At 67.5% G+C, this 18,458-nt stretch carries 17 protein-coding genes and 1 tRNA gene; 5 read left to right on the top strand and 13 right to left on the bottom strand.

All coding sequences use genetic code 11. From position 1 onward, the window contains the following. Positions 1-71 precede the first annotated feature (71 nt). From mdcE to mdcA, 5 genes are read right to left on the bottom strand one after another with little or no spacing between them, the layout of a single operon-like run. Positions 72-899: a biotin-independent malonate decarboxylase subunit gamma gene (gene mdcE / locus PW843_12955; GenBank protein ID MDE1147504.1), complete on the bottom strand. Its 828-nt coding sequence runs from the start codon at positions 897-899 to the stop codon at positions 72-74. After that, entirely contained in the window at positions 896-1,780 is an 885-nt protein-coding gene (locus tag PW843_12950; GenBank protein MDE1147503.1) for a biotin-independent malonate decarboxylase subunit beta, read from the bottom strand. The genes mdcE and PW843_12950 overlap by 4 nt, the downstream gene beginning before the upstream one ends. Continuing rightward, entirely contained in the window at positions 1,777-2,073 is a 297-nt protein-coding gene (locus PW843_12945) for a malonate decarboxylase subunit delta (GenBank protein ID MDE1147502.1), read from the bottom strand. The genes PW843_12950 and PW843_12945 overlap by 4 nt, the downstream gene beginning before the upstream one ends. After that, complete coding sequence (locus PW843_12940) at positions 2,070-2,948, bottom strand: triphosphoribosyl-dephospho-CoA synthase (protein ID MDE1147501.1); 879 nt, start codon at positions 2,946-2,948, stop codon at positions 2,070-2,072. The genes PW843_12945 and PW843_12940 overlap by 4 nt, the downstream gene beginning before the upstream one ends. Before the next feature lie 12 nt (positions 2,949-2,960). Further along, positions 2,961-4,616 (bottom strand): malonate decarboxylase subunit alpha, encoded by a 1,656-nt coding sequence (gene mdcA, locus PW843_12935; protein MDE1147500.1) that lies wholly within the window; start codon positions 4,614-4,616, stop codon positions 2,961-2,963. Between the two features lie 333 nt (positions 4,617-4,949). On the opposite strand from mdcA, the gene PW843_12930 reads away from it, so the two are divergent. Then, positions 4,950-5,648 carry a GntR family transcriptional regulator gene (locus tag PW843_12930; GenBank protein ID MDE1147499.1) on the top strand — a complete coding sequence of 233 codons (699 nt, stop codon included), beginning with the start codon at positions 4,950-4,952 and terminating at the stop codon, positions 5,646-5,648. A 17-nt stretch (positions 5,649-5,665) separates the two neighbouring features. Here the strand turns inward: PW843_12930 and PW843_12925 are convergent. After that, positions 5,666-5,741: transfer RNA gene (locus PW843_12925), tRNA-Ile, on the bottom strand. Positions 5,742-6,297: 556 nt separating this feature from the next. Here PW843_12925 and PW843_12920 point away from each other — a divergent pair. Next, complete coding sequence (locus tag PW843_12920; GenBank protein ID MDE1147498.1) at positions 6,298-7,968, top strand: MFS transporter; 1,671 nt, start codon at positions 6,298-6,300, stop codon at positions 7,966-7,968. A gap of 114 nt (positions 7,969-8,082) precedes the next feature. Here PW843_12920 and ltrA read toward each other — a convergent pair whose 3' ends face one another. The 3 genes from ltrA to def form a co-directional block, all read right to left on the bottom strand. Continuing rightward, positions 8,083-9,333 (bottom strand): group II intron reverse transcriptase/maturase, encoded by a 1,251-nt coding sequence (gene ltrA / locus PW843_12915; GenBank protein MDE1147497.1) that lies wholly within the window; start codon positions 9,331-9,333, stop codon positions 8,083-8,085. A 679-nt stretch (positions 9,334-10,012) separates the two neighbouring features. Then, positions 10,013-10,759, bottom strand: coding sequence for a COQ9 family protein (locus PW843_12910; GenBank protein ID MDE1147496.1), 747 nt, complete (start codon positions 10,757-10,759; stop codon positions 10,013-10,015). Positions 10,760-10,864: 105 nt separating this feature from the next. Next, the gene (gene def, locus PW843_12905; protein ID MDE1147495.1) at positions 10,865-11,404 is read right to left on the bottom strand and encodes a peptide deformylase; all 540 of its coding nucleotides are present in this window, start codon (positions 11,402-11,404) and stop codon (positions 10,865-10,867) included. Between the two features lie 312 nt (positions 11,405-11,716). Between def and rpsU the strand changes: the two genes are divergently transcribed. Beyond that, a complete protein-coding gene (gene rpsU, locus PW843_12900) occupies positions 11,717-11,920 on the top strand; it encodes a 30S ribosomal protein S21 (GenBank protein ID MDE1147494.1) in 204 nt (67 codons plus the stop codon). 309 nt (positions 11,921-12,229) lie between these two features. On the opposite strand, the gene PW843_12895 is transcribed toward rpsU, so the two are convergent. The 4 genes from PW843_12895 to PW843_12880 form a co-directional block, all read right to left on the bottom strand. Further along, on the bottom strand, positions 12,230-13,636 hold the full coding sequence (locus tag PW843_12895) for an IS1182 family transposase (GenBank protein ID MDE1147493.1): 1,407 nt from the start codon (positions 13,634-13,636) through the stop codon (positions 12,230-12,232). Positions 13,637-13,813: 177 nt separating this feature from the next. Beyond that, the gene (locus PW843_12890; protein ID MDE1147492.1) at positions 13,814-15,523 is read right to left on the bottom strand and encodes a HAMP domain-containing methyl-accepting chemotaxis protein; all 1,710 of its coding nucleotides are present in this window, start codon (positions 15,521-15,523) and stop codon (positions 13,814-13,816) included. A gap of 190 nt (positions 15,524-15,713) precedes the next feature. Next, complete coding sequence (locus PW843_12885) at positions 15,714-15,974, bottom strand: HNH endonuclease signature motif containing protein (GenBank protein ID MDE1147491.1); 261 nt, start codon at positions 15,972-15,974, stop codon at positions 15,714-15,716. Between the two features lie 159 nt (positions 15,975-16,133). After that, positions 16,134-16,334 carry a hypothetical protein gene (locus tag PW843_12880; GenBank protein MDE1147490.1) on the bottom strand — a complete coding sequence of 67 codons (201 nt, stop codon included), beginning with the start codon at positions 16,332-16,334 and terminating at the stop codon, positions 16,134-16,136. A gap of 487 nt (positions 16,335-16,821) precedes the next feature. On the opposite strand from PW843_12880, the gene PW843_12875 reads away from it, so the two are divergent. Both PW843_12875 and PW843_12870 read left to right on the top strand, forming a co-directional pair. After that, a complete protein-coding gene (locus tag PW843_12875) occupies positions 16,822-18,018 on the top strand; it encodes a Re/Si-specific NAD(P)(+) transhydrogenase subunit alpha (GenBank protein ID MDE1147489.1) in 1,197 nt (398 codons plus the stop codon). Between the two features lie 6 nt (positions 18,019-18,024). Next, the gene (locus tag PW843_12870; protein MDE1147488.1) at positions 18,025-18,453 is read left to right on the top strand and encodes an NAD(P) transhydrogenase subunit alpha; all 429 of its coding nucleotides are present in this window, start codon (positions 18,025-18,027) and stop codon (positions 18,451-18,453) included. The last annotated feature ends 5 nt before the right edge of the window (positions 18,454-18,458 follow it).

Genomic DNA, 18,458 nt, shown 5'->3' with positions numbered 1-18,458 from the left:
TCAAGTTCACTTGTCTGTGAAGACCGCCCGCGCCGATGTCACGCGGCACGGGCGGTGTTTCACAAGGGACCTCAGACCGTCTGGTCCCACTGCTGGGCCAGGCGGCGGCGCACCTCGATCGAAGCGGCGCGCAACTGCCTGGCCGCCGGCGAGGTGAGGCGGTTGGCGAGATCCCGGCGGCCGCTGCTGCGGATGTCGGCCACGGCCTCCACCAGCACCTTGGTCACCTTGGCCACATCGTCGGCCGCGGGCGCCCCCGCGTTGACGCCGTCGATCAGGGCGTGCAGCAACCCCAGCTTGGCGTAGTTCTTGATGTCGTAGGACATGGGCGGGATCTTGTCGCCCAGGGCGTCCAGCTCACTCACCGGGCGGCGGGTGATGCGGGCGGCGGCCTGCTTGCCCATGGCATGGACCAGCACGCCGGTATCGTCCAGCGCCACCAGGCGGTTGGCCTGGTAGCCGTGGGCCAGGAAGGCGCCCGACATGGCCTTGCCCACCAGCAGGGCCACCACCGGGTGCCCGGCCAGGCGCGCCTCGGCATAGGCATCGGCCGCAGCGGCACAGGCGAGATGGATGCCCAGCATCTCCTCCCGCCGGCCATAGGCCTGGCTGGTCACGTCCACCACGGCCACGATGGGACGGCGGGCGCCATCCGTGTCGGCGGCGATGGTGTCGCGCACCAGCTTGGCCAATGCCCAGCCCTGCTCCAGCCCCACCTCACCCGTGCGGGCACGGGGGAAGCGGCTGTCGGCATCGGGCACCACGGCGATGAAACGCGCGGTGTCGGCGCCCAGCGTGGCATCGGCGTAGAGGACGGAATTCTTGCCCGAGGCGGCCTTGGCTTCAGCGCCCGTCAGGGCGGCCAGCCAGGTGCGCCCACGGCTTTCGGTGACGCTCATTTGCTTGCTCCTTCCGTCTTCCAGGCGGCGCGCAGGGCCACCGGGTCGGGCTTGGCGGCGGTGTCGTAGGCCGCCAGCCGTTCCAGGAACGTGTCCACCCGGGTGCTGCGCGGCTGGGCCGGCACGCCCGCCTTGAAGGCGGCGCGCACCGCCGCCGCAATGGCGTCGGCGTCATCATCCACCAGCGTGTCCACCAGGCCGGTGGCGTAGCGCTGTTCGCCGCCGATCAGGCTCCAGATCAGGCGCTTGTCCGACGCGTCCAGTTCCTGGATGCCGGCCTCCTGCTCAATCACCTCGGGGCCGTTCATGCCCAGGCGGGCCTGGGGTGTCACGATCAGGTGACTGCACAGGGTGGCGGCCAGCGACATGCCGCCGAAACAGCCGACCATGCCGGCCACCACGCCCACCACCGGGGTGTGGGGGCGCAGGGCCACGATGGCGGCGTGGATCTCGGCGATCACCGCCAGACCCAGGTTGGCCTCCTGCAGGCGCACGCCGCCGGTCTCGAACAGGATGACGGGGCGGGTGGGCACACCCTTCTCATGGTCGGCCAGGGTCAGTTCCAGGGCGCCGGCGATCTTGGCGCCCGCGACCTCGCCCATGCTGCCACCCTGGAAGGCGCTTTCGATGGCGGCGACCACGGCCGGCTGGCCGTCGATGGTGCCGCGCGTCAGCACCACGCCGTCATCCGCCTGGGCGACGATGCCCTGCTGCGGCAGCCAGGGGGATTTCAGCCGGTCGAACGGGCCCAGGATCACCCGGGCGCTGCCGGCATCCAGCAGGGCCACGGCGCGGTCGGCCGCACCCAGTTCGATGAAGCTCTTGCGGGCCAGGAACGTTTCCCATTCCTGCGGGGTATGCACGTGCGTCGGGCCGCTCATTTGCTGACCTCCACGGCTTGCTCCAGGCGCAACGCCACCATGCCGGGCGTGGCGCCGAAGTCGTTGATCTCAATGGCGGCGGCGCGGTCGAACCGGGTGAAGAAGCGGTCGATGACGCTTTTCCAGATTTGGCCGTAGCCGTTGACGCTGGTGTTCACCACCACGTGGGCCTGGCCGTCCGCCGACGGCTCCATCAGGACCTCCAGGTCCCCCGACCCGACCACACCCACATGCACCCGCTTGGTCAGCGCTGCCGTGGCCTGCGGATAATCGTACTTCAGGACTTCCATCATTGGTCTCCGTCAAAAGCGGGGGCGGCGTCTGTGAGGGCCCGATCCAGGAACAGGGCCGCCGCCAGCATGTCGGCCGCCCCGCCGGGGGAGGCGTTCAGCGCCATCAGCATATCGTGCAGGGCACCCAGGGCCGCCCAGCCGGCCGTCGTGGCGCTGCCGCCGGCCGCCAGCACGTCGCCGGCACCGGCTTGCGCCGCGTGCAGGGCGGGCAGGCCGCCCCGGTGCAGCAGGCAGGTGTCGTCCATCACCGCCACGACCGCCATCAGCGCGTCCAGGCGGGCATGGGTTTCGGAAAGGCCAGCGGCCCGCGCTTGGCGCAACACCGGCAGGGCCACGCGCACGGCGTGGGGGAAACCGGCCTTGGCTTCCCCCCTGGCGCCGGGGACGCCGAACCGGGCGGCGGCGCTTTGCCCGTGCGACGGGGCGGCGGGGATGAAGCGGTCGGGGAACTCGACGATGCGGGCGGCCCGCATGCCAATTTCCTCGGCACTCGCCGCCGGTCCTTGCGCCACACCGGCGATCAGCAGGCCCAAGGCCCAGATGGCACCCCGGTGGGCATTGCTGCCGCCGGTGGCCGCCATCATGGCGGGCTCACCCGCCCGGCCGATGGCCGCCAGTTCCTCGCGCAGGGTGCGGGAGGCCGGCTGGCCGGTCGCGGCGCGCGCCATGGCCAGGAAGGTGGGACGCAAGGCATCGGCGGACCGGCGCATGGCGACCAGGCTGAGGTCGGGGTGGACACCGTTGCCGCGCCCGTCCACCAGGGCGGGCTTGGGCGTCAGTTCCGCCTCTTCGACCAGGGCCCAGACCGCCAGGTCGGCCAGGTGTTCGGCCTGGCCATCCGGTTGTCGCGCCCTCAAAGGCAAGGGGTTCAACATGGGATCACCCCCTTACCAGCTGCGGAACTGCGGCGGCGGGCTGTAGAGGCCGCCGGACCAAGCCACGATGTCGTCGATGCTGCGCGCGGCCAGCAGGGAACGGTTGGCCTGGTTGCGGCTGACGCCCAGATCCTCCGGCAGGGCCACGATGCCACGGGCCCGCAGGTCGGCGGTCTGCGCCGGCTTGGCGCGGCGGCCGATGTCGGTGGCGCCGGCGATGGCGGCGATGGCGGCGCGCCGCTCCTCCCCATCCACCTTGTAGAGGTAGGCGATGCCCTCCTCCGTCACCACGTGGGTGACATCGTCGCCGTAGATCATGACCGGGGCGATGGCCATGCCGCTTTTCTTGCCGACCTCGACCGCGTCCAGGCTGTCGACGAAGGCCGGCTCACCACCCGCCTTGAAGGTCTCCAGCGTCTGCACCACCAGCTTCTTGCCGCGGGTGACGGGCTTCTGCTCCGTGATCAGGCTCAACCAGGCGGCACTGCTGTGGCGGCGGCCGTGGGGGTCGTGGCCCATGTTGGGGGCGCCGCCGAAGCCGGCCAGGCGGCCCAGCGTGACGGTGGAGGAGTTGCCCTCCTGGTCCATCTGCAGGGTGGAACCGATGAACAGATCCACGCCGTACTGGCCGGCCAACTGGCAGAAGACGCGGTTGGAGCGCAGGCTGCCGTCATGGCCGACGAAGAACACGTCGGACCGGGCGCGGATGTATTCCTCCATCCCCACCTCGCTGCCGAAGCAGTGGACGCTGTCCACCCAGCCGCTTTCGATGGCGGGGATCAGCGTGGGATGGGGGTTGAGCGTCCAGTTGCGGCAGATCTTGCCCTTCAGGCCCAGCGACTCACCGTAGGTGGGCAGCAACAACTCGACGGCCGCGGTGTCGAAGCCGATGCCGTGGTTGAGCGCCGTCACCTCGTGGCGTTCATAGATGCCGCGGATGATCATCATGCCCATCAGCACCTGCAACTCGCCGATATGGCGCGGGTCGCGGGTGAACAGCGGCTCCACCGCGAAGGGCTTGTCCGCCTCCACCACGAAATCCACCCAGGAACCGGGGATGTCCACGCGCGGCAGCTCATCCACGATCTCGTTCACCTGGCAGATGACGATGCCGTGGCGGAAGGCCGTGGCCTCCACGATGGCGGGCGTGTCCTCGGTGTTCGGGCCGGTGTAGATGTTGCCGTGCCGGTCGGCCTGGACGCCGCAGACCAGCGCCACCTGGGGCGTCAGGTCCACGAACATGCGGGCGTACAGCTCGACATAGGTGTAGATGGCGCCGATCTCCAGCTTGCCGTCTTCCAGCAGCTGCGCCACGCGCAGGCTCTGCGGGCCGGCGAAGGAGAAGTCCACCTTGCGGGCGATGCCACGCTCGAACAAATCCAGGTGTTCGCGCCGGCTGAGGGTGGAGATCAGCAGGTGGATGTCGTGCAGGCGCTTGGGATCAGCCTGCACCAGGGAACGGGACAGGAAGTCCGCCTGCTTCTGGTTGTTACCCTCCAGCGCCACGCGGTCGCCCGGCTTTATCAGGGTTTCCAGGGCGGCGACGATCTGGCGCCCGTCCAGCACCTTGCCGCTGGCGTACTGCCCCACGGCCGATAGTCGGCGCTTCTTCTCGTCCCGCTTGGTGTTCCACTGGCGCACGGCGTGCGCGGCAGCCTCTTGGCTCATGTCAGCATCCTCGGGTTCGGCCAGGCTACGCACTGGCCTGAAGAACGGGCGGGCATGGGCCCTGGCGTCAGGAACCGGGCCCCTCACTCCGCCCTTTGAACACCGTCGCCCCCTCCCGGGGCGGCGTTTTGAAACTTTTTGCCTGTCACAACGGGGCCGGCGCTGCCTCCCCAGATGGGCTTACGCCCAATGTGTATTCAAGATGCGCTGTTATGTATACACGACAGCAAACCGTGTTCCTTGACATAACGCAAGGGGGCACGAATCTTGAGGTAGCCCCACCCCACCCGCATTGGTTTAATGGGCAGGGGCCGCACGAACACGGAAAGTGGCATGGACACGGTGCAAGAGGATGAGGCCGGGGCGGGCACGCGCCGGCGCTCGGCGGTCATTCATGAGACCCTGGAGGAGGAGATCGCCACCGGCGTGATCATGCCCGGGTCCCACCTGGATGAGACCGAACTGGCGGCCCGCTTCGGCGCCTCGCGCACCCCGGTGCGCGAGGCCCTGCAACAGCTGGCGGCGGCGGGAATGGTGGAGATTCGGCCCCGGCGCGGCGCCATCGTGCCGCAGCCCGATCCCCATGTGATCCTTGAGATGTTCGAGACAATGGCGGAGATGGAGGGCGTGTGCGCCGCCCTGGCCGCCCGCCGCCTGACGGCGGAGGACAAGGCGGCCCTGACCACCGCCCACAGCCTGTGCTGCGGCGAGAAGGCGGCCGACCCGGACGAGTACTACCGGCGCAACGAATCCTTCCACCTGGCGCTCTACCGCGCCAGCCACAACCGCTTCCTGGAAGAGCAGACCACCGCCCTGCTACGCCGCCTGCGCCCCTACCGCCGGCTGCAACTGCGCCTGCCCAACCGCGTCAAGTCGTCACGCGCCGAACACGGCGCCCTGCTGGAGGCGATCTTCGCCCACGAAGGCGAGCGCGCGGCCGCCATCGCCCGCGACCACGTCCAGGTGCAAAGCCACGGCTTCGGCGATTTCCTGGCCCTGCTGCGGGACACGACGGGGGCGGGAAGGCGCTGAGCGGATAATATGGGGAATGGTGGGCCCGGCAGGACTCGAACCTGCAACCAGACCGTTATGAGCGGCCGGCTCTAACCGTTGAGCTACAGGCCCACGCGGGCGGCACTTTGCCCAGTGCCGCCGCCGGTTGCAACAGGCTTCATCAAATTTTTACGACATGCGCGCCCGGGCCGGACGGCGATGGGCTATCCCCCTGATTCCATGGGCGTTGGCGCTATAATGCTATGTTGTCACCTCAAGACTGAGGTGCTACCTTTGCAGGGCTTAGGGAATACGCATCCCCTTCTGTCCAGGCGGCAAATCGCCGCGTCGGGCAGGGAATGGATGGGCACCTGAAGCGAAGCGGGGGCGGCACAGCGCCACCCGCGTGAGGCTCCGGCCAACGGGGCCCGCCAAGCGGTTGAGTGTCTGGCCCCGGGGTTGGTTTCCCCGTGGTCATGGGTACGGACGCGTAAGGGGGGCCAGCCGACAGCACGATTCCACGCCATAGCGCCATAGCCGTGAGAGCCCTGCCGGGGGAACGACCGTTCCCAGCGGCCGGTCGATGGGATGATGGCGCCGCCCCAACGAGGGCCCCGGTCCGTGGTTCGTGCCCGCCGGCGATTTTAAAATACGCAATGAGCGAAGACATCCATGGGAGGAAGTCACGATGGCGAACATCGCCAGCAGCAGTGCCAGTGGGGCCTCGACCCGCATGACCAAGGAGGAGCGCAAGGTCATCTTCGCCTCGTCCCTGGGCACGGTGTTCGAGTGGTATGATTTCTATCTGTACGGTTCCCTTGCCGCCATCATCAGCGCCCGCTTCTTCTCCGGGCTGCCGACGCAGGGCGCCAAGGACGTGTTCACGCTGCTGGGCTTCGCCGCCGGCTTCTTCGTCCGCCCCTTTGGCGCCCTGATCTTCGGCCGGTTGGGCGACCTGGTGGGCCGCAAGTACACCTTCCTGGTCACCATCGTCATCATGGGCGGTTCGACGGCCCTGATCGGCTTCCTGCCCAGCTATGAAGCGGTGGGCGTGCTGTCGCCCATCCTGCTGATCAGCTTGCGCCTGCTGCAGGGCCTGGCCCTGGGCGGCGAATATGGCGGTGCCGCCACCTACGTGGCCGAACACGCCCCCCACGGCAAGCGCGGCGCCTACACCGCCTGGATCCAGATCACCGCCACCGGCGGCCTGTTCTTGTCGCTGCTGGTCATCCTGGCCTGCCGCACCAGCCTGGACAAGGCGGACTATGAGTCCTGGGGCTGGCGCATCCCCTTCCTGATGTCGCTGCTGCTGCTGGCCGTTTCCCTGTGGATCCGCCTGCAATTGGACGAATCGCCGCTGTTCAAGAAGATGAAGGAGGAGGGCAAGACATCCAAGTCCCCCATCCTGGAAAGCTTCGGCAACCTCTATAACCTGAAGTTCGTGCTGCTGGCCCTGTTCGGCGTCGTCGCCGGCCAGGCGGTGGTCTGGTACTGCGGCCAGTTCTATGCCCAGATCTTCCTGAAGAGCACACTGAAGATCGACCCCAACACCGCCGACACGCTGGCCGCCATCGCCCTGCTGTTCGCGACCCCCTTCTTCGTCGTCTTCGGGGCGCTGTCCGACCGCATCGGCCGCAAGAAGGTGATCCTGGCCGGCCTGGCCCTGGCCATCATCACCTACTTCCCCATCTTCCGGGGCATCACCCATTTCGGCAACCCGGCACTGGAAGCCGCCATGGCCGCCAGCCCGGCCACGGTGACGGCCGACCCGGCGGAATGCACCTGGCAGCTGAACGTCACCGGCACCTCCAAGTTCACGTCCAGCTGCGACGTGGCCAAGGCGGCGCTGGTGGGCAAGAGCGTGCCCTACACCGCGGTCGATGGCACCCCGGGCGCCCCCGCCGAGATCAAGATCGGCGACACGACCATCGCCGCCTATGACGGCCTGGCACCCGACGCCAAGGACAAGAAGGCCGCCTTCGACAAGGCGGTGGCGGACGCCGTGAAGGCTGCGGGCTATCCCGCCAAGGCCGACGACGCCGCCATCAACAAGCCGATGCTAACCCTGCTGCTGTGGGTGCTGGTCATCTATGTCACCCTGGTCTACGGCCCCATCGCCGCCATGCTGGTGGAGATGTTCCCGTCGCGCATCCGCTACACGTCCATGTCCTTGCCCTACCACATCGGCAACGGCTGGTTCGGCGGCTTCCTGCCCGCCATCTCGCTGGCCATCGTGGTCACCACCGGCCAGATGTACGCCGGCCTGTGGTACCCGATCATCATCGCCGCCATCACCCTGGTGATCGGCACGCTGTTCGTGAAGGAAACCAAGGACGTGGAAGTCAGCCACGACAAGTAGGCCGCTTCCCCGCGAAGGAATCGGCAATCGGGATAGGGGGCGATCCTTGAGGACCGCTCCCCTCCCACACCACCCGGCATGCGGGTCCGCACCGGGCGGTTCGAGGAGTTGAGGTCAAGAGAGACGGGGCATTCCCAGGGCGTCCGCCCATTGCAGGGAGAGGACGGCATTGAGGGCCATCCCGCTGTTGCGCCACCAGCGGCGGCTATTGGCCGCCACCTGATGGAGCACCTTGGGTTTGGCCCCGAGTGCTTTCAGTTCCCTGTAGATGGTCGTGCCCCGTTTCCAATGCTTGAGCTGGATGGCCCGCAGCCGATGGCGCATCCACTTGTCCAGGTCGTTCCAGACCCGGGGTGTCTGCGCCAGGCGGAAGTAGGCCTTCCATCCCAGAACATAGGAACGCAGGCGCATCACCACCTCCTGCACACTGTTCCCGCCGGAACGGCGGGTCAGCTGCCGGATGCGATGCTTGAAGGTCGCCAGCGGCTTGTCGGCAACCCGCCGCTTGATGACGCCACCGGGCGCCACCCAGAAGCCGTAGCCCAGGAACTTGCGGCCGAACACGCTGGTCACCGCGCTCTTGGTCTCGTTGACCGAGAGACGCAGTCGGCCGTAGAGCCGCCGCAACAGCGCCATCACCCGTTCACCCGCCTTCCGGCTGCGAACGTAAACGTTCGCATCGTCAGCGTAGCGCACGAAGCGATGACCCCGGCGCTCCAGTTCCCGGTCCACCTCGTCGAGCAAGACGTTGGCCAGCAGCGGCGACAGCGGGCCGCCCTGCGGCGTCCCCCTCTCCCGTGCCTGGACCACGCCCCCCACCATGATCCCGCTGTCCAGGTACGACCGGATCAGCCGGACGATGCCGGCATCCCCAATGCGCTTCCAGAGACGGTCGATCAGGATGTCGTGGTTCACCCGGTCGAAGAACTTCTCCAGGTCCACGTCAACCACAACCCGCCGGCCCGACTGGACGTACGACTGTGCCTTCAGCACCGCGTCGTGCGCCCCTCGCCCCGGACGGAAGCCGTAGCTGTACTCGCTGAAGCTCGGATCAAGGAGCGGCTGCAACACCTGCAGCAGCGCCTGCTGGATCAGGCGATCCGTCACCGTCGGGATGCCGAGTTCACGCTCGCCACCGTCCGGCTTCGGGATCGCCACCCGTCGTACCGGCCAAGGCCGGTACGTCCCCGACAACACCTGGCTCCGGATCGCGGGCCACACCGTGCGCAGATGGGCCGCCGTCTGGTCAATGTCCAGACCGTCAACCCCCGCCGCGCCCTTGTTGGACCGCACCCGTCGCCAAGCCCGTTGCAGGTTCTCTCGCGTCAGGGCCGCCAGCAGCAGCCCTGACCCCGTGTTTTCCATTTCCGGGCGCGGGCGCAAGGCTTCGTCGCTGCCGGGCCCGGGCAAGGCTTCACCTCGCCCCCCTCCCGACCGCCCCGCTTGCGCGGACATCTGACGCTCTGCCTTCCGCATCGCCACGGTGGATCAACACTCCTCCTCGTTCGGTCCTTCGGCACCAGTTGAACCGGCCCCTACTATGACCTCTGCTGACTTCCCGCTCCGGCTCGACACCGTCACCCTTTCAGGCATAAGGCGGGATCTCCCCAGGTAAGAGCGCGCTCCTTCACCACACAACCGCCGGATCTACGGCGCCGACCCTTGATCACGAGAGCTTCGCGGTTCATGGCCCGCTCGCCCTGCTCGGCACCGCCTTCTATCCGGTTCTTGTTCATCGGCTCGTGGTTTCGCTCCACGCTTCCTCCCCACGATCAGTCGCCCTCTCGCAGTTGCGTTTCGCTTCGTTCACCGTGATCAGCTTACGGAGGGACTTCCACCCTCAAGAACGCGCCCATGCTGGGCGCACCATGGAAAGGGCCCGGACGGTGATGTCCGGGCCCTTCTTTTTTCCTGCCCTCAGATGCCGGGCGGCCACATCCGTGGCCTTGGCTGATCCTCGGTTTCCAGTCCGCTAACGCTCCCCGGAAACCTGCGGCGGCTGCGGTCGCAGCCTATAGAAAGAGAGCTGCGTCCCCGCTCAGGCTTAAGCCCTTTGCCGCAGATGGCGCGCGAAGCGGAAGGGCGACGGGACGATGCCGCCCAGGCTTTTCAACGCGGACAGCTTAGGCAGCGACAGGCTGGACAGCCCCTTGCCCAGGGCCAGCACGTTGCCGATCCGCCGGTCCAGGAAGGCCCAGCTGTCGGCGTGATCCTCCGACCGGTCGCCCAGCCAGTACAGCACGGTGGCCGTCTGCACGCCGGCCAGCAGCGCCCGCTTGGTGTAATAGTTGAAGTCCACCGAGGTGTCGCCGGCGGCGTACCACACGGCATCGACCGTGCGGTATAGCAGGCGGGCGGCCAGGGCGGCGTGGGTGGGCATGGCCAGGAAAGAGCTGGCGCGCTGCACCGCCTCCGCCCACGGCGCCAGGATCTCCAGCCGGGTGCGCACAGCCAGCGCCACCCGCGCCCGCACCTTCAAGGATGAGAGGTCCTGGCCGGCCAGGCGGGCCAGCATGGCGCGGTCGGCCCAATCGCTGAACTGCGCCACCAGGTCGGCGACGCCGCCGGGGAAAAGGGCAGCGATCTGGGCCGGCGGCACCTCCGCATCCCTCGCACCCTGGCGCAGGGCCGCGTCCGACCAGCCATCGAACGCCACGTTGGGCAGCACGGCCAGCAACACCCGGTCACGCAGCGCCTGCCGTTCATCGGGCGGCGCCCCGGCCGAAGCGGCAGCGGGCTCGACGACAGACTCAGTCGAATGATCAACGGGCGGATGATCGGCGGGGACCATGGGCTGGCTTTCCCTGAAGGAAGACGGACGAGGGCCGGCGGACCGGCAGCGCTGGAGCACAGTATAGGCCCGCCCCGCGGGCAGATGCCACCGCCCCGGATAAGATCAGCCCGGCAGGCGGGGCACCGAATCGGTGCCGAAATATTTCAATTCCTCGGCGAAGCTGAGGAAACGCATGTCGTCCATCCGGTCCAGATACAGCACGCCGTCCAGGTGATCGCACTCATGCTGCACCACCCGGGCGTGGAAGCCGCTGGCCTCCCGCTCCACCACCGTGCCATCCAGCGCCAGGCCGCGATAGCGGATGCGGTTGTGGCGGGGCACGGCGCCGCGCAGGCCGGGGATGGACAGGCATCCCTCCCAGCCGAACTGCATCTCATCCGACAGCGGCTCGATCACCGGATTGATCAGGACCTGTGAGTCCACGTTTTCGCCGGCGGCGCGGTCGGCCGGCACGCGAAAGACGATGACCCGCCAGCCGATATGCACCTGGGGGGCGGCCAGGCCCACGCCCGAGGCATCAATCATGGTTTCGATCATGTCCTGGGCCAACTGGCGCACCACGGCGGGAATCGGTTCCTCCACCGCCACGGCGGGGCGTCGCAACACCGGGTGGCCCATGCGGGCTATCTTCAGGATGGCCAAACTTCCCCCTTCGCGCTGTCGCTTTATATATGGGACATCGGCCGCGCCGGAACGGGCGTCCCCCTGCATGGGATATAGGCGGCGAGCGGCCAGTTTCCAGCGGCCGCCGCCCCCTGTCATCCCCGGTGGCCTGGGGCCCCGTCGCCCCCCCGCCCGCCTGGCGCATGGGAGCCCCGCGTCCCCTCGGCCGGAAGGGCTTCACAGGGTGGGGGGGCTGTGTTATACCACCGGCCTCCGATCGGGCTGCCTGCGCGACCGTGCGTCTTGGCTTTACCCGTTTACTTATTTCTCTGTTTGGAGTGGTGACGTCCCGTGCAAGTGCTGGTTCGTGACAACAACGTCGATCAGGCCCTCCGCGCTCTCAAGAAGAAGATGCAGCGCGAAGGCATTTTCCGCGAGATGAAGCTGCGTCGCAACTACGAGAAGCCCTCGGAAAAGCGCGCCCGCGAAAAGGCCGAGGCTATCCGCCGCGCCCGCAAGCTGCTGCGCAAGCGTCTGGAGCGCGAGGGCTACTAAGCCTCTCACGCGCTGTTAGACGCACGGACGAAGCCGCCCCTGAAGCTCAGCGGGCGGCTTTTGTCATGCCTGCAATTTGGCGGGCAGCCCCGCCGGACAAGCGCGCGCTGATACGCGCGGCATTTGAACGTGACCGCTCAAATGCCGCCCCTCAAGCGCCGGGCGCGACCATCCGGTCGCTTGGCTTCCTCAGTTTCTGGTCCACTTCGTTCCCCAGAAACTTCCGGCGGACGCGGTCGCGTCCTACAGCGGCACGAGTCACTCGTGCCGGGGCTGTTGAAGAAGCCCGATGGAGCCGCGATCTGAGGATCAAGCAGGCCAAGGCGGTTGGTTTTGAGGTCGCATTGTCGGGCTGGCGGTCGGAGACAGGCCGGCCCGGATGCTTGAGAGGGCCAGAATAAGGGCTGCCGCCAGCCGCTTGAGGTTGACGGCGGCAGCGGCGAGATAGGCTTGTATCTGCATGTTGGCGAGCCCGCGTCGGACGGCGCGTCTCATGCCGTGCCAGGATTTGGCCTCGCCATGATAGCCTTCGACGCGGATGCGGTGGCTGCGGTAGAGGGCTCGTTCGCGGTCGGCCCATCGGGCGTATTTTCGCCGTGCCCGGAGTAGGGCGTCGTGATTTTTGTGCAGTAGGATGGCGCGGCGTTTCATGTTTTCGCTGAAACACCCCGTCCGCCGCCGGCAGGCTTGGCAATCGGAAGGCCGGGCCCTGTAGTGCTGGAAACTATCGCTGTCCGGCTTGCCGTGCGGGCGAAGCAACTTGCCGGCGGGGCAGCGGACCACTCGGTTCCTGGCGTCCAGTTTGAAGCGCCGAACCGGGATGACGCCCTTCTTCGGCGGCCGTTCGGGCTTGGCTGGAATGACCCCTTCGATACCCAGCGCCTCCAGAACCGCGAAGATGTAGGTGGTGGCGTAACTGGCGTCCATGGTGGATGCCTGAATGGCGACACCGGTTGTCGCTGTGATGGCATCAAGTTGGGCCTCGACTGCCTTGGTATCGTGGACGGCACCCGTGGTGATCACCACGTCCAGGACGACACCCCGTTCGGCATCAACGGCGGTATGGTGCTTGTAGGCGGGCTCGCTGCGACGGCCGGTCTTGTTGGTGGCCAGGGTCGCATCGGGATCGCTGGTGCAGACATACTCCGTCTTCGTTTTCTTTGTGGCGGGAGGGCCTGCGCCTGGACCGTCCGCTTCCTCGGGATGATTAGCGGTCTCCACGGCATCAACGTGACGGCGAGCGATGGCCTCCCAACTCACATTCGCGCGGATCAACGAACTGTCGATGTGAACAACCTCACCCTTGGCGATCTTGGCTGCGATACACGCCTGAACCGTACGGGTGAAAATCTTGCGAAACCGCTCGCCGCCCCAGCGCTGACGAATGCGGGTCAGGCTGGAATGGTCGGGAACCGCCTCGTGCAGGCCATAGCCGATGAACCATCGGATCGCCAGATTGACCTGCGCCTCACGCACCAGGCGCCGGTCATGCACGATCCCCAGCAGCATTCCCGCCAACATCAGCCGGACCGCAACCTCCGGCGCAATGCCAGGGCGTCCCGCTGTCGCGCTGTAGAGGTCGCCAACCTCTCCTTCAAGCCAGCCAAGGTCGAGGACTTTGTCCACCCGGACCAGGACGTGCTCTTCAGGCAGCAAATCCCTCAGTGACCCTGCAACAAAAAGCTCAGGCTGACGGCGATCCTTCTGGCCCAACATGGCGATGCCTCCCTCAACACCACCAGAGAATCAGCCATTCACGACTTTTTCAACAGCACCGTGCCGCTGGTATGATTCTCAAAGCCCACATGCGAACGGCCCGGACTCGATGTCCGGGCCGTTCGCGTTTGGGATCAAGCAAAAGGGCGGACCGGCAACCGGCCCGCCCTTCCCCGGTCAGGCGGCGCTGAGCGCGGTGGTGAAGGCCCCCACCGCCTGCTTCAGGGCATCCGAATCGTGCGCCAGCAAGGCGGCGGAGCTTTGCACCTGGCCGGCGGCGGTGCCCGTACTGGACGCGGCCTCCGTCACCCCGCCGATGTTGGAGGTGACGGTCTCCGTCCCCCGCGCCGCCTCCTGCACGTTGCGGGCGATCTCATGGGTGGAGGCCTCCTGCTCCTCCACCGCCGCGGCGATGGCGGCGGCGATGCCGTTGATCTCCTCGATCCGGTTGGCGATGGCCTGGATGGCGGCCACGGCGGCGGTTGCGGCATCGCGGATGTCGGTCACCTGGGCGCCGATGTCGTCGGTCGCCTTCGCCGTCTGCGAGGCCAGGCTTTTCACCTCGCTGGCCACCACGGCGAATCCCTTGCCGGCCTCACCCGCCCGCGCCGCCTCGATGGTGGCGTTCAGGGCCAGCAGATTGGTCTGCCCGGCGATGTCGGCGATCAAGGTCACCACCTGCCCGATACGGTCGGCGCCCGACGACAGGGTCTGGACCACGCGGTCGGTGTTGCGCGCCTCGGCCACCGCCTCGCCCACCGTTTCCATGGTACAGCCCATCTGGCGCCCGATCTCCTGGATCGAGGCGGACAGTTCCTCGGCCGCGGCGGCCACCGTCTGCACATTGGCGGAGGTCTGCTCGGCGGCGGACGACACGGTCATGGACTGGCGGCTGGTCGCCTCCGCATTCTCCGACATGGCCTGGGCGGTGGCGTCCATCTCAGTGGCGGCGGCGGACAGGCTGCCGGCCAGTTCGGCGATCCGCGCCTCAAATTCCCGCGTGATGGCGGCCGCGCGTTCCGCCCGGCGGGCCTTGTCAGCCTGATCCGCCCGCTGCGCGTCCTCAAGTTCGCGCGCATGGATCAGGCCGGCCTTCATCTCGGTGAAGGCCTGGGCCATCTGGCCGACCTCGTCCCGGCGATCGGCGCCCGGCACGTCGATGCCGTAATCGCCCCGCCCCAGGGCCGTCAGTCCGCCGGCGACCCGGGCCAGCGGCCGGCCGATGCCCGTCACCGCCACATAGGTGGACAGGCCGAAGGCGGCGGCGATACCGGCGACGATGACGGCGAAGGTCAACAGGATGGTCTGGGACGTCGCCGCCTGGTTGCGGTCCCGCGTCTGCTCGGCCTGGGCCAGCATCTCGTCCACCATCTTGGTCTGCCGGTCGGACAGGGCCGCCAGCGCCGGCTCACACTTCTTCTGCACCATCGTCTGGTAGATACGGGCGTTCTCCACCGCGTCCGTGGCCTTCACGGCCGCCGCGATGGCGCCCCCGCAATCCCCGGCCGGCGCCATGGCCGCCTCCATGACGGCAAGCTGGGCATCGAACTCGGCCGCGTGGCCCGGCACGGCGGCCCTGGCATCCGCCATGAAGGTCCGATAGCTGCCCAGGGCCTTGTCAAACCCCTGCCGCACACGGGCGTTGTCGGCATCCGTGGTCACGGCCAACCCTTCGAAGACATAACGCCCCATCTGGGCCAGCGTCCGGTTTCCCCGGGCCAGCAGCGCCCCGGCCTTGGATGGACCGTCCACCAACGCCGCATAGCTGTCACCGATGGCGGACATCCGTTCACTGGAGAACGCAGTGGCCAGCAGGGCCACGACACCCACCAGACCCGACATGGTCAGGATCTTGAACGTGATCTTCAGATTGGCGAAGGCCTTCAACGAAACTCTCCCATCATGAAAGGCGGGCAAAGGGGCCGCCGCCACGGGCGCGGCGCGGTCGATACACCCGTTCTAAATAGTCCATTCGGCCTATTTATCCGATATATCCTTCGGACACGGCTGCGCCGCGATTGCAGCGCAGGTCTCGCCTGGCGGGCAGCCGTCCGATCCATGGGCGTGGGGATGCCGCTCAGCGCCGCCGGGGTTCCGTGCGGCTGACGAATTCGGGTGGCTTGCCGGCCACCCAGCGGAGGAAGGCGGCGATGGCGGGATGGGCGCGCAGGGCCTCGACCGTGGCGTAGCCCACGGCCAGTTCCCGTTCCGACAGTTCAGCGTGGATTTTGCGGTGGCAAACGCGGTGCAGCGGCACCGTCACGCGGCCGCCGGCGCTGCGGGGAATCAGATGGTGCTGTTCCACCGAGGGGCCCGCCACCAGGGGCCGGCCGCACAAGGCGCAAATGCCGCTTTCTTCGTGGCGACCGGGGGGAAGCGGCCCATTGTCCGACAATGCGGACTCAGGGCGGCCCCGATGGCGTCTGGATGCCTTACCCATACCGTCCCGGCCCCCACCCCCGTCTTTACGGGCGCGCGCCGGAACGGGAAACCGTTCTTAGTGGCGGCGGGCGCCGTCCTCACCGAACACCACGACGGGATAGCCGTTGTAGTTCTCGGGCGCGCCGTGGTCCGGCGCCGTCACGCGCAGATAGATCAGCCCTTCACCGATGCCGACGCCGACGACGGGACGCCCGGCCGCCGTCAGTTCCTTGAAAAGGGCGCGACCGGCCGCGGCCAGCGCATGGGAATCGGTCATGGTATATTCTCTCGTCCACATCGGGCGGTCCCCATCTCGTGCTTGCCGTCACCGGCACCATTGAAGGCTAGATGACGGTTGAACGCAGAAATGCGAAACACCGGGCGCAGTTTAACTACAGGCCGGGGTGGACGCGCCACCCCCCATTGGTCCTTAGGCCATCCCGCATACCGGACGGCGCCCTTTTCCCCGCCCCCACCGCGCTGGTCGAACGCATGGCTGGCGCTTTATGGTAACCGGTGGACAATACCACTTACGCCTGTGCATCTTGCGGTCGCCGAATGGGGAGACGGCCGATTAATCACTTTTGCTGCCGAGCGTTGCGTCCAGCGTGACGGTTCCATGTGTGGACACCGCCGCTTCTTCACAAAGATTACCGGATCGGTCATGGTTAACCCCGCGTCACCCGCCCCGCGCGGCCACAACAATTCGCGGTTAAATTGAATCGGGCTGGCGGCAGCGCCAGCGATCTTGGGGAGCGTAACCAATGAAAATCGGCGTACCCAAAGAACGTCGACCGGGGGAGTTGCGCGTCGCCGCATCGCCCGAAACGGTACGGAAATTCATCGCCCTGGGCTTCGATGTCACCGTGGAGACCGGCGCCGGCGCCGGGGCCTCCATCCCGGATGAGGCCTTCAGCGCCGCCGGCGCCACCATCGCCCCGGACGAGGCCGCCGCCCTGGCCGACGCCGACGTGGTGCTGAAGGTGCAGCGTCCGGAGCCGGAGGAACTGGCGCTGATCAAGCGCGGCGCCAAGCTGGCCGCCATCCTCAGCCCCTATGGCGACGCCGAGCGGGTGAAAAGCTATGCCGACGCCGGCATCGACGCCTTCGCCATGGAATTCATTCCCCGCATCACCCGGGCGCAGAGCATGGACGTGCTGTCCAGCCAGGCCAACCTGGCGGGTTATCGCGCCGTACTGGACGCCGCCTATGAATTCGGACGCGCCTTCCCCATGATGATGACGGCCGCCGGCACCGTACCGCCGGCCCGCGCCTTCATCATGGGCGTGGGCGTGGCCGGCCTGCAGGCCATCGCCACCGCCCGCCGCCTGGGCGCCATCGTCTCCGCCACCGACGTGCGCCCGGCCACCAAGGAACAGGTGCAGTCGCTGGGCGCCACCTTCGTGGCGGTGGAGGATGAGGAGTTCCAGCAGGCGCAGACCGCCGGCGGCTACGCCAAGGAGATGAGTGCGGAGTACCGCGCCAAGCAGGCGGCCCTGGTGGCGGAGACCATCAAGAAGCAGGACATCGTCATCACCACGGCGCTGATCCCCGGCCGCAAGGCCCCGGTGCTGGTGACGGACGACATGCTGCGCACCATGAAGCCCGGTGCGGTCCTCATCGACCTGGCGGTGGAACAGGGCGGCAATGTCGAGGGCAGCGAGCCCGGTAAGATCGTCGAGAAGTACGGCCTGAAGATCGTGGGCCATCTCAACGTGCCCAGCCGCATCGCCGTGGACAGCAGCGCCTTGTACGCCAAGAACCTGCTGAACTTCATCACGCCGCTGGTGGACAAGGAAACCAAGGCCCTGGCCATCGACTGGAACGATGACATCATCAAAGGTGCGGCACTGACCCGCGACGGCGCGGTGGTCCACCCCACCTTCGCCGCAGCCCCCGCCCCGGCCCCGGTGTCCACCCCGGAACCGGCCCCCGTGGCCGCCCCTGAGAAAGCGGAGTAAGCCTCCATGGATGCGCAAAACTACGCCAAGGGCGCGGCCGACCTCGCCACCAACGCCCAGAAGCTGGCGGAACAGGCGGCCACCGTCGCCAACCAGGCGACCCAGATCGCCATGGACCAGGCCCAGCAGGGCACGCCCTTCATCGTCACCGGCCTGACCGTCTTCGTGCTGGCCGTGTTCGTCGGCTATTACGTGGTCTGGCGGGTCACGCCGGCCCTGCACAGCCCGCTGATGAGCGTCACCAACGCCGTGTCGTCGGTCATCATCGTCGGCGCGCTGATCGCCACCGGCGCCCACCATTTCGGCTTCTCCATGGTGATGGGCTTCCTGGCCGTCATCCTGGCGTCGGTGAACATCTTCGGCGGCTTCATGGTCACGCAGCGCATGCTGTCCATGTACAAGAAAAAGGCGCCTGCCCAAGGCGCCAAGAAGTAAGGGGG

The sequence above is a fragment of the Azospirillaceae bacterium genome, from assembly GCA_028283825.1.
In the GTDB taxonomy this organism is placed as follows: domain Bacteria; phylum Pseudomonadota; class Alphaproteobacteria; order Azospirillales; family Azospirillaceae; genus Nitrospirillum.
Note: the sequence above shows the minus strand (reverse complement) of the source record. Positions and strands in the feature narration are given on the sequence as shown.